The organism is Actinorhabdospora filicis, assembly GCF_030269765.1.
Classification (GTDB): domain Bacteria; phylum Actinomycetota; class Actinomycetes; order Mycobacteriales; family Micromonosporaceae; genus Actinorhabdospora; species Actinorhabdospora filicis.
Genome location: NZ_BSTX01000003.1, coordinates 743476 through 759028, shown reverse-complemented (window position 1 = coordinate 759028; position 15553 = coordinate 743476). Strand labels below are relative to the sequence as shown.

At 74.8% G+C, this 15553-nt stretch carries 7 protein-coding genes; 1 reads left to right on the top strand and 6 read right to left on the bottom strand.

All coding sequences use genetic code 11. The features are described from left to right. Positions 1–145 precede the first annotated feature (145 nt). Complete coding sequence (locus tag QSK10_RS23785; RefSeq protein WP_285665157.1) at positions 146–1273, top strand: cysteine desulfurase family protein; 1128 nt, start codon at positions 146–148, stop codon at positions 1271–1273. 244 nt (positions 1274–1517) lie between these two features. On the opposite strand, the gene QSK10_RS23780 is transcribed toward QSK10_RS23785, so the two are convergent. From QSK10_RS23780 to QSK10_RS23755, 6 genes are all read right to left on the bottom strand, one after another. Continuing rightward, positions 1518–4436 (bottom strand): AfsR/SARP family transcriptional regulator, encoded by a 2919-nt coding sequence (locus tag QSK10_RS23780; RefSeq protein WP_285665156.1) that lies wholly within the window; start codon positions 4434–4436, stop codon positions 1518–1520. Between the two features lie 35 nt (positions 4437–4471). Next, positions 4472–7408 carry an AfsR/SARP family transcriptional regulator gene (locus QSK10_RS23775; RefSeq protein WP_285665155.1) on the bottom strand — a complete coding sequence of 979 codons (2937 nt, stop codon included), beginning with the start codon at positions 7406–7408 and terminating at the stop codon, positions 4472–4474. Between the two features lie 9 nt (positions 7409–7417). After that, the gene (locus QSK10_RS23770; protein WP_285665154.1) at positions 7418–10399 is read right to left on the bottom strand and encodes an AfsR/SARP family transcriptional regulator; all 2982 of its coding nucleotides are present in this window, start codon (positions 10397–10399) and stop codon (positions 7418–7420) included. Beyond that, positions 10396–13365: an AfsR/SARP family transcriptional regulator gene (locus tag QSK10_RS23765; RefSeq protein ID WP_285665153.1), complete on the bottom strand. Its 2970-nt coding sequence runs from the start codon at positions 13363–13365 to the stop codon at positions 10396–10398. The genes QSK10_RS23770 and QSK10_RS23765 overlap by 4 nt, the downstream gene beginning before the upstream one ends. A 115-nt stretch (positions 13366–13480) precedes the next feature. Further along, positions 13481–14524 (bottom strand): ABC transporter ATP-binding protein, encoded by a 1044-nt coding sequence (locus QSK10_RS23760; RefSeq protein WP_285665152.1) that lies wholly within the window; start codon positions 14522–14524, stop codon positions 13481–13483. After that, on the bottom strand, positions 14517–15551 hold the full coding sequence (locus QSK10_RS23755; protein WP_285665151.1) for an ABC transporter ATP-binding protein: 1035 nt from the start codon (positions 15549–15551) through the stop codon (positions 14517–14519). Before QSK10_RS23755 ends, QSK10_RS23760 begins: the two co-directional genes overlap by 8 nt. Between the last annotated feature and the right edge of the window lie 2 nt (positions 15552–15553).

Below are 15553 nucleotides of genomic sequence, written 5' to 3'. Positions count from 1 at the left end.
ATTGGCTCAGTTGACGAACATGGAGTGCTCTCAACGCGGTGCGGAGAAGTTCTACGCCGGATCGAATCTGGCTTCTGGGCACCAACGACGGCAGACTACTGGACCAAACGCCCCCTCCACACCACGGGGTGGAATATTGGAGATCGTGTCCTCCTCCTATTTCGACTCCGCGAGCGCGTTTCCCCTGCACCCGGCCGCACGGCAGGCGCTGGGGGCGGCGCTGTCCGACGGGTGGGCCGATCCGTCCAAGTTGTACGGTAACGCCCGGCGTGCCCGCCAGCTGCTGGACGCCTCCAAGGAGGCGGTGGCCGATGTGGTCGGTGCGCGGGCCGACGAGATCCATTTCACGGCGAGCGGGACGCGTGCGGTGCACGAGGGCGTCCTGGGCGGGCTGCTGGGGCGGCGGCGGGCGGGTGACGTGCTGGTGCATTCGGCGATCGAGCATTCGTCGGTGCTGCACGCGGCCGAGGCGCACGAGCGCGAGGGCGGCCGGGCGGTCGCGGTGGGTGTGGACCGGTCCGGGCGGGTGGACGCAGGGGCGTTCGCCGAGGCGGTGGCCGGGCCCGGGGTGGCGCTGGCGGCGCTGATCTCGGCGAGTCACGAGGTGGGGACGGCGCAGCCGGTGGAGGAGGTGGCCGCGGCGTGCGCGGCGGCGGGCGTCCCGCTGCTGGTGGACGCCGCGCAGTCGGTGGCGTGGGGTCCGGTGGCGCCGGGCTGGTCGCTGCTGGCGCTGTCCTCGCGCAAGTGGGGCGGGCCGCCCGGGGTGGGCGTGCTGGGGGTGCGGCGGGGTACGCGCTGGGAGTCGCCGTGGCCGGCGGCCGAGGGCGCGGCGGTGAACCTGCCTGGCGTGGTCGCCGCGGCGGCGGGGCTGCGGGCGGCGGTGGGTGAGGCGGCGGAGCTGGGGCCGCGGCTGCGGGGGCTGACCGCGCGGATCCGCGAGCGGGTTCCGGCGCTGGTGGCCGACGTGGAGGTGGTGGGCGACCCGGAGGTCCGGCTGCCGCACCTGGTGACCTTTTCGTGCCTGTACGTCGACGGGGAGGCGATCCTGACGGCGCTGGACCGGGCGGGTTTCGCGGTGTCCTCGGGTTCGTCGTGCACGTCCTCGACGCTGCGGCCCTCGCACGTGCTGGAGGCGATGGGGGTGCTCTCGCACGGGAACGTGCGGGTGTCGCTGCACCGCGACGTCGAGGAGGAGGACGTGGAGCGGTTCCTGGCGGTGCTGCCGGAGACGGTGGAGCGCCTGCGCGAGGAGGCGGGGGTGACGGGCCTGTGAGCGGGCGGCCGGCCGGTCAGAACCCGGGCACTAGTCCTGACCGGCGGCCACCTGTTCCCGGACTCGGCCCGTCATAACCGGGTCCGGCGGTCACGAACCCGTCCCCAGTGGACCGTGTACGGCCCCCGTGCCGCGCCGGTCCCTCTCGGGTCCGGCGACCGGGTGGTCGGCCCTCTCGTGGCTTCGTGACTCGGTGAACGTTAAGAGGGCTCGCTTTACGCGGGCTTTATAGCCGCTTTCGGGACTAGAACACCACGTCAAGGGCCATGTCGAGGCCTTCGCGGGACCGCAGCGGATGGCCTTCGGGGACCAGTGCGTAAAGCCGGTCGCGGACGGCCCGGGCGGCCTCGGCGTCCCCGGCGGCCTCGTGGACGGCGAGCAGCACGCGGGCGGTGCGCGCCTCGACGTCCGGCATGCCCGCCGACAGGGCCAGGGACCGGGTCAGCGGGCCGGTGGCGGCGGCGAGCTCCCCGGCGCGCAGGTGGATGGCGCCGCGTACGCGCAGCGCCCCGGCGTCCAGGGCGGGCATGGGGGCGGTGACGAGTTCGGCCAGGAGCGCGTCGGCGCGGGTGGCGGCTTCGACGAGGCGCCCGGCGGCGAGGAGGCCGGTGACGATGTAGAGGGCGGCGAAGCGGCGTCCCGGGTCGTCTTCGAGGGCGGCGTGCAGGTCGTGGGCGCGCTGATAGAGGGCGATGGCGCGGTCGTGGTCGCCGCGGCGGTGGTGGACGGCGCCGAGCATGGCCAGCGCGGTGGCCTCGCCGACGCGGTCGCGTCCGGCGCGGAAGACGCGCAGGGCGGTGGCGTAGGCGCGTTCGGAGCCGGCGGGGTCGGTGGGGGCGATGGTGTTGCCGAGGATGATCGTGGTCCAGCCGCGCTGGGCGCGGGCGAGTTCGCCGGGGAGCCCGTCGAGGGTGGTGAGGGCCCAGCGCAGGTGGGCTTCGCGGACGGCTTGGGGCGCGCCGGCCTGGCGGAGGGCGACGGCGAGGTCGGTGGCGGCCGCGGCGGCGCGCAGGGGGTCGCCGAGGCGGAGGTGGTCGCGGCGGAGGGCGCGCAGGACGGGGACGGTCTCGGTGAAGCGCCCGTCGAGGCGGAGCCGTTTGGTGGTGGTGAAGCGCAGGGCGGCGTCGCCTTCGGCGTCGTGGGCGAGGCGGCGGGCGTGGGCGAGGACGGTGTCGAGGGCGTCGCCGTGGCCGTGGAGTTCGAGGTAGTTGGTGACGACGGTGGCCAGGCGGCGGGTCAGGTCGGCGTCGCCGATCTCGGCGGCGATGCCGGGGGCGGTGAGGAGGAGGTCGCGTTCGGCGGCGAACCAGCCCATGGGGTCGGCGGCGAGGGCCGTGAGGGCGCCGGGGTCGGGGGCGGGCAGGCCGGGTGGGCGTTCGGGTGTGGCGTGGCGGGCGTAGGGGAGGTGGTCGTCGGCGGCGTGGGCGAGGGAGAGGAGGGCGGCGCAGACGGCGTGGAGGCGTCCGGTGGCGTCCGGGTCGGGTTCGGTGGCGGCGTAGACGCGGACGAGGTCGTGGAGGCGGTGGCGGGGGCCTCCGCCGCGTGTGGGCGGGGCGGGGCGGAGGAGTTGCGCGGCGGTGAGTTCGGCGGTGATGGCGGGCGTGGCGTCCCCGGCGAGGGCGGTGAGGACCCAGTGGCCGAATTCGGCGACGGGCAGCCGGGCGACGGCGCGCAGCGCGGCGGCGGCGCTGGGACTGAGGAGGCGGTAGCCGAACTCGATGCAGGAACGGACGCGCCGGTCGCCGTCGCTGAGGGCGTCCAGGCGGGCGTGTTCGTCGGTGAGGCGGGCGACCATGCGCCCGGGGTCGAGGCCGCGCCGCAGCGCCAGGCGCGCGCCGACGACGCGCAGGGCGAGCGGGAGACGCCCGGCGAGGGCGGCGAGGTCACGCAGGTCGTCGTCCTGCGGGCGTCCGGAGAGGCGGGAGAGGAGCGTGGTGGCGTCGTCGGCGGGGAGCGCGTCGAGGTGGACGTGCGGCAGGCCGGTGAGGGCGCGGCGGGCGGTGACGATGACGGGGACCTCGCGCGACAGCAGCGGCTCGATCTGCTCGGGCCCGGCGGCGTTGTCCAGGACCAGCAGGACGCCGCGTCCGGTGAGGGCCCGGTGGTAGAGCTCGGCGCGGGCGGGCGGGTCGTCGGGGACCGCGCCGTCGGTGATCCCCAGCGAGCGCAGCAGCGAGCCCATGACGTCGTGGGCGGCGCGCGGTTGGTCGTCGGCGCCGCGCAGGTCGGTGAACAGGCATCCGCCGGGGGCGTCGGCGGCCCTCGCGGCGCGGGTGGCCAGCGCGGTCTTGCCGACGCCGCCGAGCCCCGTCACGGCCACGGCCCCGTGCTCGCCGAGGGCGGCGAGGATCTCGCGCAGCTCGCCGTCGCGCCCGACGAACTCGCGCGGCTCGGCGGGCAGCCCCATGGGGCGCGCGACGGGCGCGGCGGGTGCCCCGGTGATCCAGGTGGCGGCGTGTGCGAGCCCGGCGGCGGGCTCGGTGAGGCCGTCGAGTGAGCGCAGCTCGCGTCCGGGGTCGATGCCGAGGGCCTCGGCGAGGGTGGCCCGCGCCCGCCGCAGCGCCTCGGCGGCCCGCCCGTGCTCCCCCGCGGCGATGTGGGCGAGGACCAGCAGGTACCACACGCGTTCGCGAAGCGGATGCCCGTCGAGCAGCGCGGCGGCCTCTCGGGCCGTCTCGGCGTGGCCGCCGGTGTGCAGCGCGGCGACCATGCGGTGCAGCCGCGCGGTGAAGTGGTCCTCGGCGAGCTCCCCGCCCGGGCGCCACAGTCCGGCGGCGGCGTCGAAGGCGTCCCTGGCGGCCCGCCACTGGCACCTTGCGGCGGCGGCGCGCCCGGCGCCCAGGTGCGCGCGGAACTCGGCGAGGTCGGTGCCGACGTCCAGGACGTAGCCCCCGCCCTGCCTCCGCAGCGCCGTGGCGGCGTCCAGGCCCGCCGCGGTGAGCGCCTTGCGCAGCCGGTGCACGGCGATCTGGACCTGGTTCACGGCGGTCCTGGGCGGAGCGTGGCCCCACGTGTGGGCGATGATCTCGTCGCGGCCCACGACCCGCCCGGCGCTGCGCGCGAGAACGGTGAGGACGGCACGCGGGCGGGTGCCCCCGAGGTCGATGGGGACGCCGTCGCGGTGGAGCTCGGTGGGACCGAGCACGATGACGCGGACGGGCATGACGGTGGACCTCGGGGTAGGGGGAGGGGGTGAGCCTATCCGGCGTCGGCCTCGTCGATGGCCATGAGGGCGTGGAAGGTCGCGGCGAAGGGGTGGTCGTCGGGCACGAGGGCCAGTCCTTCGCGCGCGGCGCGGCGGCGGAGGTCGTGGTCGCCGCGGTCGGCGGCGACCTGGGCGAGGGTGCGCAGGACATTCGCCTTCACGGTCGGTACGTCCAGCTCTCCGACCATGGCGAGCGCGGTGTAGGCGATTTCGAGAGCGCCGTCCAGATCACCCTGAAGGCGGCGGATCACTGCCATGGAGCGAACCGCGCGGGCGTGCAGCTCGCGCATCTGCAGCCGTTCGGCCTCCGCGATCACCTCGGCGACCAGGTAGGCGGCCCGATCGTAGGCTCCGGCGCTGATATGAACGTCGGCGGCCATGTATAGGGCGAAGATCGCGCCGTTGACCTCGCCGATGGCACGGTGTGCGTGGGCCGCGTGTTCCAAATGGCGGAACGCACGGTCGAACTCCCCTCGTCTCTGCAGGACCACACCCAGGACACCGTGTGCGTTGGCAACCCCCGCCGGGTCGCCGGCCGACTCGAAGCAGGTGAGTGCCCGCTCGGCCTGGTCCAGCATTTCCGGCGCCGGATCCAGCGTGTTGGCGCGGACGAGGTGCACCCAACCGAGCACGCCGGCACTTCGCCCAGCGGTCTCGATACCGGAAAGGAGAGTGAGTGCCCTGTCCGTCGCAGCCACCGCGAGACTCCGCTGATTCGCGTGACGTGTCACGACCGCTAGCTCGAACAACCCCGACGCCTCACGCAGGGCGTCGCCCACGCGCCTGTACTCGACTCGGGCCAGGCGCATGTGGCGAATGGCGTCACGGTACCGACCGCTTTCGCGGAGGCATTTGGCGCGAATGTGCCACGTCATTGCCCGCCCCAGAGGTGGCAGGTTCGCCACCGCTGTTTCGAGCACGCTCGCGATGACGTCGAGTTCGTCCCAGCGGCTGGTGTGATCCAGGTGGGCGACGGTGGAAACACCGATCCGCCAGGCCGTGTCCACCTCCCCGATCGCCTGTGCCGCTCCTGGGGCAGCGACGAGAAGCTCGCGATGTGCGGCGAACCATGCCTGCGGGTCGGCGACGGCGACGGCGGGCTCCGGATCGAGCACCGGGAACTGCGTGAACGGAAGGTCGTTCGCCGCCCGGACGGCCTTCGTGAGGAGCACTCGGTAGCCACGCGCCAGGGTGAGGTTCCGGGTCTCTTCGTCCTCGTCGATGTCCCGGATGCACAGGCGCACCAGGTCGTGGGCGACGTATGCGGCCAGAGAGTCGCCGGTGTCCCGGGTGAGGACGAGCAGCTGGGCGTCGGCCAGCTCCTCGATGATCTCCCGGACGCGCGCCGAGTTCACAGTGGTGAAGCCCGCCAGCACCTCCAGGGTGAACTCCGCCACCGGCAGCCACACCACCGCCCGCAGCGCGGCCGCCGCTTCACCGCTCAGCCGCCGGTAACCGATCTCCACGCACGAGCGGACCATGCGGTCGCCCTCGGCGAGCTGATCCAGGCGGGCGTGTTCGTCGGTGAGGCGGGCCACCATGCGGGCGAAGCCGAGGTCGCGGCGGCGGGCGACGCGGGCGCCGACGATGCGCAGCGCGAGCGGGAGGCGCCCGGCGAGTTCGGCGAGGCGGTGGACGTCGGGGGTGTCGTCCCCGGCGCCGGTGAGCCGCCGCAGCAGCTCCACGGCGTCCCCGGCGGGCAGCGAGGACAGCGGGACGCGGGAGGCGTCCAGGCCGGGCAGCGCAGTGCGGGCGGTGACGATCACCGCGCATCCGTCACCGGCGGGCAGGAGGTCACGGACCTGAGCGGCGTCATAGGCGTTGTCCAGTACGACCAGGAGCCGCCGCTCGGCGGTCAGGGTCCGGTAGAGCGCGAGACGGGCGTCGCGGTCGTCGGGAACGACGTCGTCGGGGATGCCGAGGGAGCGCAGGAAGGTACCGAGGACGGCGTGCGGCTCGCGGGGCGTCTCGTCCACGCCGCGCAGGTCGATGAAGAGGCATCCGTCGGGGAAGTCCTCCCCCGCGTCGCGCGCGACGCGGGACGCCAGGGCGGTCTTGCCGACGCCGCCCAGCCCGACGATCGCCACCACGGCGCCGGGCGTGAGCAGTGCGCGCGCATGGGCGTGCTCCTCGCCGCGGCCCACGAAGTCGCGGATCTCGGCGGGCAGCTCCATCGGGCGGGGCCTGGCGGGTCCTCCCCCGGTGACCCATCCCGTGATCGGCGCGAGGGCGGCGGCCGGATCCCGCCGGGCGAGGTGCCCGGCGAGGTCGCGCAGGTCGCGTCCCGGATCGAGGCCGAGGGTGTCGGCGAGTTCGCGCCGGATCCGCGCGTGGGCGCGTTCGGCGCCCTTCTCATCACCGCTGAGCGCGAGCGCGAGGATGTAGAGGTACCAGAGGCGCTCGTGCGGCGGGGTCACCTCCGTGACGGTGTCCGCGTGGCCGAGGACGGCGAGCGGGTCGCCCGTCACCAGGTCGGCGATCATGCGCCGCTCGATACCGGCGAGCCGTTCCTCCTCCAGCCCCGCCACCGGGCCGCGCCAGAGGGCGGCGGCCGTGTGGAAGGCGGTGCGGGCGGCGGGCCAGTTCCCGGCGCGCGCCGCGCGCTCGCCCTCGGCGGTGAGGCGGCGAAAGTCCCCCAGGTCGCTCTCCCCCACCTCCAGCACGTACCCGCCCGGCTCCAGGCGCAGCAGCCGGTGACCGTCCGCACCGAGGGCGGCGCGGACGCGGTGGACGGCGATCTGCAGCTGGTTGGCCACGGTCCTGGGCGGGTCCTGGCCCCAGACGTGGGCGATGAGGTCGGTGGCGGGCACGGGGGTTCCGGCGCGTTCGGCGAGGGCGGCGAAGACCGCGCGGGGGCGGGTGCCGCCGAGGTCGACGGGGGCTCCGTGGGCGAGGAGGACGGCGGGGCCGAGTACGAGGGCGCGCGGCATGCGGGAATCCTAGGCTTCAGCCTCGGCCTTCTCGATGGCGGCGAGCAGCTCACCGAAGCGGCGGTCGGCGCGGTCGCCGCGGGCCAGCTGCGCCAGCCCGGCGGCCGTGTGGAAGCGGGCGCGCTCGAAGTCGGCGGCCAGGAGCGCGGTCTTGCCCAGGACGAGGAGCAGGTCCAGGACGCGCAGGGGCAGGTCCCATTCCCGCGCCAGCGCCAGGGCCTCCTCGGCCTGGGCGTAAGCCTCGTCGAGGCGGCCGCGTGCGCGCATCACGTTCGAGCCGATCCGCATCGCCTGCAGCCGCAGCTCCCGCATCGCCACCACCTCGCGCGTCTCGTCGAGGATCTCGCGCACCGCGGCCTCGGCGGCGTCGAGGTCGCCGGACAGGTACCGCGCGTTGGCCAGCAGCATCGAGCAGTAGGCGACGCCGTACCACTCGCCGATGGCGGCGTGGGCGTCCTGGGCCTGGAGGTACAGGTCGATGGCGGCGTCGAAGCGGCCGAGTTTGAGGTTGCCGGCGCCACAGCCGGCCAGCGCGTTGGCGCGCCCGGCGAGGTCCCCGGACTCGGTGAAGGCGGCCAGCGCCCGGCCGGCGAAAGCGTACTCGCGCTCCGGATCGCCGAGCATCCGGTTGGCGCGGGCCAGGGCCGTCCAGCCCGCCAGCGCCACCGTCACGGGAGAGGGCTCCAGGCCCGCCAGAACGGCGTCGGCCCAGTCCGAGGTCGCCTCGGCCAGGCGTCCCTTCCCGAGGTGCTTGTAGGTCGTGGCGAGTTCGAAGCAGGTGCCGAGCGCACGGAGCGGCTCGCCGTGGCGGCGGAATCCGGCGCGCGCGGCCCGCAGGAGGGGCACGGCCTCGGCGAACCGCACCTCGAAGCGCAGCACGGTGCCCCGGATGTGGTCGATGTTCACGCGCGAGTAGGCGTCGGCCCGGTCCCCGGCGGCCTGTAGCCGGGCGCTCATGGACGCCAGCTCGCTCACCAGGTAGGCGCGGTCGAAGTAGTCCAGCGCGAATCCCACCAGCCGCCACGCCGCGTCCACCTCACCGATGCGGCACATCTCCCCGGGCGCGGCGGCGATCAGCTCGCGCTGCGCGTCGTACCAGCCCCGCGGATCGCCCGCGGCGGCCTCATCGGGTTCCGGCAGCCCGGGTGGCACGTCGGGCGGAAGGAACTGCCAGGACGTGCGTCGCCCGTCGGCGGCGATGACCGAGGCCAGCAGCGCCCGGAAACCTCGCACCCGGGCGGCCTCGTCGGCGGGTTCACCGCGCGCGAAGAGCCGCACGAGGTCGTGGACGGCGTAGCGCGCGGCGGTCGCCCCGCCGGGCGCGGCGTGGGTCAGGAACTGGGCGTCCTCCAGTTCGCCCGCCACCCGCTCGGCGGCGGCCAGCGGCAGGCCGGTGAAGCCCATGAGCGTGCCCAGGGAGAACTCGCCGACCGGCAGCCACGCCGCGGCCCGCAGCATGCGGCGGGCGTCCTCACCGAGGCGCCGGTAGCCGATGTCGATGCAGGAACGGACGCGGCGGTCGCCGTCGGCGAGTTCGTCGAGGCGGCCCTGCTCGTCGGCGAGGCGAGCGAGCATGCGCCGGACGTCGAGGTCGCGGCGGCGGGACATGCGCGCGGCGACGATGCGGACGGCCAGCGGCAGCCGCCCGGTGAGTTCGACGAGGGTGGCGATGTCGCCGGAGTCGGCCACGCGGCCCGAGAGGCGGGTGACGAGGGCGGCCGCCTCGGCGTCGGTGAGCGACCCGAGGACGTGGTCGGCGGCGTCGAGCCCGGCGAGGGAGTTGCGGCTGGTCACCAGCACCGTCCCGGAGCCCGGCAGCAACGGGGTGACGTGTGCGGCGTCGACGGCGTTGTCGAGGACGACCAGCACGCGCCGCCCGGCCAGGACGGAACGGTAGAGGGCGACGCGGTCGTCGAGGCCGGCGGGCACCGCGTCGGCGGAGACGCCCAGGGAGCGCAGGAACGCGCCGAGGACGCCGTGCGGGTCGCGGGGCTCATCGTCGGCGCCGCGCAGGTCGGTGAACAGGCAGCCGTCGGGGAACGCGTCCAGCACCGTCCGGGCCGCGCGGGCGGCGAGGGCGGTCTTGCCGATGCCGCCGAGCCCGGTGACGGTCACGACGCCGCCGCCGCGCAGGGCCGCGGCGAGCGCTGCCAGTTCGCGCTCGCGGCCGACGAAGTCACGGATCTCGGCGGGCAGTTCCATGGGCCGCGCGCGGCGCCGTGTTCCCGCCAGCCAGGCGCGGACGCCGTCGATGGCGGGGGCGAGGTCCGTGCCGAGGGCGGTGCCGAGGTCGCGCAGCTCGCGGCCGGGGTCGAGTCCGGTCGCCTCGGCGAGGGTCCGCACCGCGAGGGCGTGCCCGGCGGCGGCCTCGGCGGTGCGGCCCGCCATGGCCAGCGCGAGGACCCGCAGGTGCCACAGGCGCTCGCGTAACGGGTACCGGCCCAGTAGCCCGGTGGTCTCGGCGATGACGGGCGACGGGTGCCCGGCGGCGATGTCGGTGACCATGCGGTGTTCCAGGACGGTGAGGCGTTCCTCGTCCACCGTGGCGCGGACGTCGTCGAGGCCGGGCGCGTCCAGGTCGCCGGCGAGCGGGCCCCGCCACAGCGCGGCGGCGGCGTGGAAGGATTCGCGCGCGCCGTGCCAGTCGCCGCGCCGGGCGGCGGCGGTGCCCTCGGCGGCGTGCCGCCGGAAGTCGGCCAGGTCGGTGCGCGGCAGGCCGAGGACGTAACCGGCGGGCTCCAGGCGCAGCAGGCGGTGGCCGTCCCCGCCCAGGGCGGCGCGCACCCGGTGCACGGCGATCTGGAGCTGGTTGGCGACGGTCTTCGGGGTGTGGGCGCCCCAGACGGCGTCGATGAGCTGGTCGCGGGCGACGGGGCGTCCGCTGTGGACGGCGAGCACGGCGAAGACCGCGCGGGCGCGGACTCCCCCGATGTCGACGGGGGTGTCCCCGGTGAGGAGGCGGACGGGTCCGAGAAGTTCGGCGCGGATCAAGCGGGCTCCCCGGCGTCGGCCTCAGTGAGGAGGGCGCGCATCTGGTCGGCGTAAGGGTGGTCGTGCGGCATGAGGGTCATGGCCTCGGCGTGGGCGGAACGGACGCGGGCGAGGTCGCCGAGGCCGAGGGCGGCGCGGGCGACGGTGCGCAGGCATAGGACGGTGAGCAGCGGGGCGGTCCGGTCGCGCATTCCCGCGAGGGCCTCCTCGGCGAGCGGGAGGGCGTCCTGATGGTGTCCCATCACGATCTGAACGCTGGCGATGAGGCGCTTGGCCCGCAGCTCCTGCTCCTTCGCGCCGACCGCCGCGGCGTCGGTGACCAGGCGGGACAGGACGGCGATGGCCTCATCGAAGCGCCCGGCGTTGGCCAGGGCGTCGCCGGTGCCGCGACGCGCGGTCATCCAGCCGGAGAGATCGCCTTCGGCGAGGTGGCGCTCGGCCGCCCCGGTCAGGTCCGCCACGGCGTCGTCATGACGTCGCATCCACACCTCGGCCATGCCCTTGATGGTCATGGCCATGGCCCGCCCGACACGGTCGCCGGAGGAGATCATCTCGGCGATCGCGCCCTCGGCGAGGTCGAAGCCCCGCTCGGGCCGGTCCAGGTAGGAGATGTCGGCGAGGGTGAGCAGCAGCCAGCCCCGCGCGCCCCGGACATGGCGGGCACCGCCGTCCAGCCGCGCCAGCCCCCACTCCGCCGCCGCGCGGGCCACGCGCTGCCGGGTGAGCCGCCGCTCCAGGAACGCGATCTCGCAGGCCACCGAGGCCGCGCGCAGCCGGTCCCCGGCATCGCGGAAGCCGATCCGGGCGCGGCGCAGCAGCGCTCGCGCCTCGGCCTCGCGTTCGGTGCCCACGAGCGCCTTCGCGCTGATCAGCAGTGCGTCGGCGAGGCGGACGCCGGTCAGCCGCGACCGCAGCGGCAGCGCCGCCGCGACCATCGCGCGCCGGTCCTCCAGTGCGGCGGTCTTGTCGAGGTGGCTGGTGGTGGCCCCGGTGAGTCCCCATGCCAGTTCGGCCTCGCCGAGTTCGGCCGCGACCCCCACCGCCGTCACCAGCAGCTCGCGGTGCGCGGCGAACCAGGCGTCCGGCGCCGCGCTCACCGAGTCGCCGATGTCGGGGTCGGGGGCGTCCCGAGCGGGCTGCGGGAAGTACTTCCAGTAGGCCAGGGCCTCGTTGGCGCACACCGCGGCGGCGTGCAGCGCGCGCAGCCCCCGCGTGAGGACCGCGCGGCGCTCGCCGTCGCCGCTCTCCTCACGCGCGAAGACCTTCACCAGGTCGTGCAGGACGAACCGGCGCGTCACCCCGGGTTCGTCGGTGGCGCACCCGAGCAGCTGCGCCGCCTCCAGCTCGCCGGCCACGTCGGCGGCCAAGGTCAGCGGGAGGCCGGTGAGTCCCATGAGGACGCCAAGGGAGAACTCCCCCACCGGCAGGCGGCCCGCCGCGCGCAGCATCGCCCGCGCGGGCTCCGACAGCCGCCGGTAGCCGATGGCGATGCAGGAGCGGACCTGCCGGTCGCCGTCGGCGAGCTCGTCGAGGCGGCTGCTCTCGTCGGCCAGGCGCGCCAGCATCCGCGAGACGCCCAGGTCGCGGCGGCGCGACATGCGGACGGCGACGATGCGCAGCGCGAGCGGCAGCCGCCCGGTGAAGGCGACCAGCGCGCCGACGTCGGCGGCCGAACCGGCGTCCTCGACGAAGCGGCCGACGAGGTCGGCGGCCTCGCCCTCGGAGAGCATCCCGAGGGTCAGGGAGGTACCGCCGACGTCGAGGGCGTTGCGGCTGGTGACGATCACGGCGGTGCCGGGGAGGAGATCGGTGAGCTGCGCGGCGTTCAGCGCGTTGTCCAGGACCACCAGCAGCCGCCGCCGCGCCGCCATCGAGCGGTACAGGGCGGCGCGTTCGGCGAGCGTCGCCGGGATCGCGTCGTTCGGGACGCCCAGGGACCGCAGGAACGACCCGAGGACGGCGTGCGGCTCGCGCGGCTCGTCGTCGGCGCCGCGCAGGTCGGTGAACAGGCAGCCGTCCGGGTACAGCGCGGCGGCCTCCCGCGCCGCCCGCACCGCCAGCGAGGTCTTGCCCGCGCCGCCCATGCCGACCACGACGGCCGTCCCGCCCTCGGCGAGAACCTCCGCCAGCCGCGCCAGCTCGTCGCGCCGCCCGACGAAGTCGCGGATCCCGGCCGGGAGCTCCATCGGCCGCGGCCGCAACGCGGCGGCGTCCCCCACGATCCAGGAGCGCACGGCGCCGACGGCCCTCGTGGTATCGCCCAGGCTCTCACCCAGTGCCCGGAAACCGTGCCCCGGATCCAGCCCCGTGGCCCCGGTGAGGACGGCGGTGGCGCGCGCGTGCTCGTCGCGGGCGGCGGCCGTCCCCGACTCCATCGCCACGGCCAGCACCCGCAGGTGCCACAGCCGTTCCCGCAGCCCCGGAGCGGCGGTGCCGGCCAGGACCGGGGCCGCGTGGCCGGTGACCAGGTCGGCGACCATGCGGTGTTCGAGGACGGTGAGCCGCTCCTCGTCCACCGCGGCCCTGGCCGCCACGAGCCCCGGCGCGTCCACATCGGCGGCCAGCGCACCCCGCCACCCCGCCAGCGCCGCGTGGAAGCACTCCCTCGCCCCCGGCCAGTCGCCGTGCCGCGCGGCGGCGGCCCCCTCGGCGGCGTACCGGCGGAACACGGCGAGATCGGTGTCGGCGAGATCGAGCACGTAACCACCCGGTTCCAGACGCAGCAGCCGGTGCCCCGCCTCGCCCAGAGCCGCCCGGACCCGGTGCACGGCGATCTGCAACTGGTTCGCCGCGGTCTTCGGCGCGTCGGCGCCCCACACGGCGTCGATGAGCTCGTGGCGCTGCACCGCGCGTCCGGCGTGCAGCGCGAGAACGGCGAAGACCGCGCGGGAGCGGGAGCCGCCGAGGTCGGCCGGGATGTCGTCGTGGGTGAGGGCGACGGGGCCGAGGAGGTGGACGCGGGGCATGGCGGGACCTTCACATGGCACGGGCGCGGGCATCGAGCATAAGCGCTACCCCCGGGTACCAGAAGAGCCCGCCATCGGGCGGGCTCTTCATATGGCGCAACGGGACGGTGACCGGTCAGTCGACGGCGTGGACGACGTCGCGCGGCGCGGCGAAGTGGCACGCGTTGGCGTGCTGGGCGCCGTGCCGGATCTGCAGCAGCGGCTCCTCCGACGCGCACCGGTCGGTGGCCTTCCAGCAGCGGGTGCGGAACCGGCAGCCGGAGGGCGGGTTGGCGGGTGAGGGTACGTCGCCTTCGAGCGTGATCTCGTCGCGGTGACCGCGCAGGGTCGGGTCCGGGACGGGGACGGCCGAGAGCAGCGCCTGGGTGTAGGGGTGCATCGGCGAGTCGTAGATCTCGGTCTCGGTGCCGATCTCGACGACCTTGCCGAGGTACATGACCGCGACGCGGTCGGCGATGTGGCGCACGACCGACAGGTCGTGGGCGATGAAGATGTAGGACAGGCCGAGCTCGTCCTGGAGCTGCTCCAGGAGGTTGATGACCTGGCCCTGGATCGACACGTCCAGCGCCGACACGGGTTCGTCGCAGATCAGGATCTCCGGTTTGAGCGCGAGCGCGCGGGCGATGCCGATGCGCTGGCGCTGGCCGCCGGAGAACTGGTGCGGGTAGCGGTTGATGTGGTCGGGGTTGAGGCCCACGACGTCGAGGAGGTCCTGGACCGCCTTGCGCCGTCCTCCGGAGGGGACCACGTCGGGGTGGATCGCGAAGGGCTCGCCGACGATGTCGCCGACCGTCATGCGGGGGTTCAGGGAGGTGTAGGGGTCCTGGAAGACCATCTGCACGTTCCGCCGCAGCCGCCGCATCCCGGACCGGCCGAGGCGGGTCACGTCCTCGCCGCGCACGGAGATGCCGCCCGAGGTGGGCGTCTCCAGGCCGACCAGGAGTTTGGCCAATGTGGACTTGCCGCAACCGGACTCGCCGACCACGCCGAGGGTCTCGCCCTTGCGGAGGGTGAGGCTGACGCCGTCGACGGCCTTGACCTGGCCGACGGTGGACTTGAAGACGATGCCCTGCCTGATCGGGAAGTGCTTGACCAGGTCGGTCACCTCTAGCGCGGGCGCGCCGTGCCCGCCCGCCGCGAATCCATTGTGGTCAGTCATTGGCCAGCACCTCCGCGGTGTAGAGGCAGGCCGCCCGGCGGCCGTTCTCCACGACCTCCAGGGACGGGACCCGCTCGCGGCAGGCCGGTTTCGCGTAATGGCAGCGGGGAGCGAACGCGCAGCCCGGCGGGATGCGCGTCAGCACCGGCGGCAGGCCCTCGATGACCTCAAGCTTGCGCCCCTTGCCGTCGACGCGGGGAATGGAGCGCAGGAGCGCCTGGGTGTAGGGATGCGCCGGACGGGCGAAGATGTCCAGGACACCGGCCTGCTCGACGATGCGGCCGGCGTACATGACCGAGATCTTGTCGGCCACGTCCGCCACGACGCCCAGGTCGTGGGTGATGAGGATGAGCCCCATCTGCCGCTCGGCCTGGATCTCGGCCAGCAGCCGCATGATCTGGGCCTGGACGGTCACGTCGAGCGCGGTGGTGGGCTCGTCGGCGATCAGCAGGTCCGGGTCGAGCGCCAGCGCCATGGCGATCATGACGCGCTGGCGCATACCGCCGGAGAACTGGTGCGGGTACTCGTCGATGCGCTGCTTCGCCGCCGGGATCTTCACCAGGTCCAGCAGTTCCAGCGACTTCTTCTTCGCCTCGGCCTTGGACATGCCCCGGTGCTTGCGGAACAGCTCACCGAGCTGGTAGCCGATCGTCCACACGGGGTTGAGGGCCGAGAGCGCGTCCTGGAACACCATCGCCACGTGATTGGCGCGGGTGCGGCGGCGGGTGTCCTTGGGCAGGGTCAGCAGATCCACGCCGTGGAAGAACACCTGGCCACCGGCCACCTTCGCCGGCGGCGTCTCCAGGATGCCCATGATCGCCTGCGAGGTCACCGACTTGCCGCAACCCGACTCGCCCACGATCGCCAGGGTCTCGCCCCGCTCGACGGAGAAGTTGGCGCCGTTGACGGCCTTGGCGACGCCGTCACGGGTGTGGAACTCCACCTGGAGGTCGCGGACCTCCAGCAGCGGGCGGGAGGTGTCCAGCCCGTCGAGGATGTTCGATCTCGTCTGCACCTTGGTCGCCATGG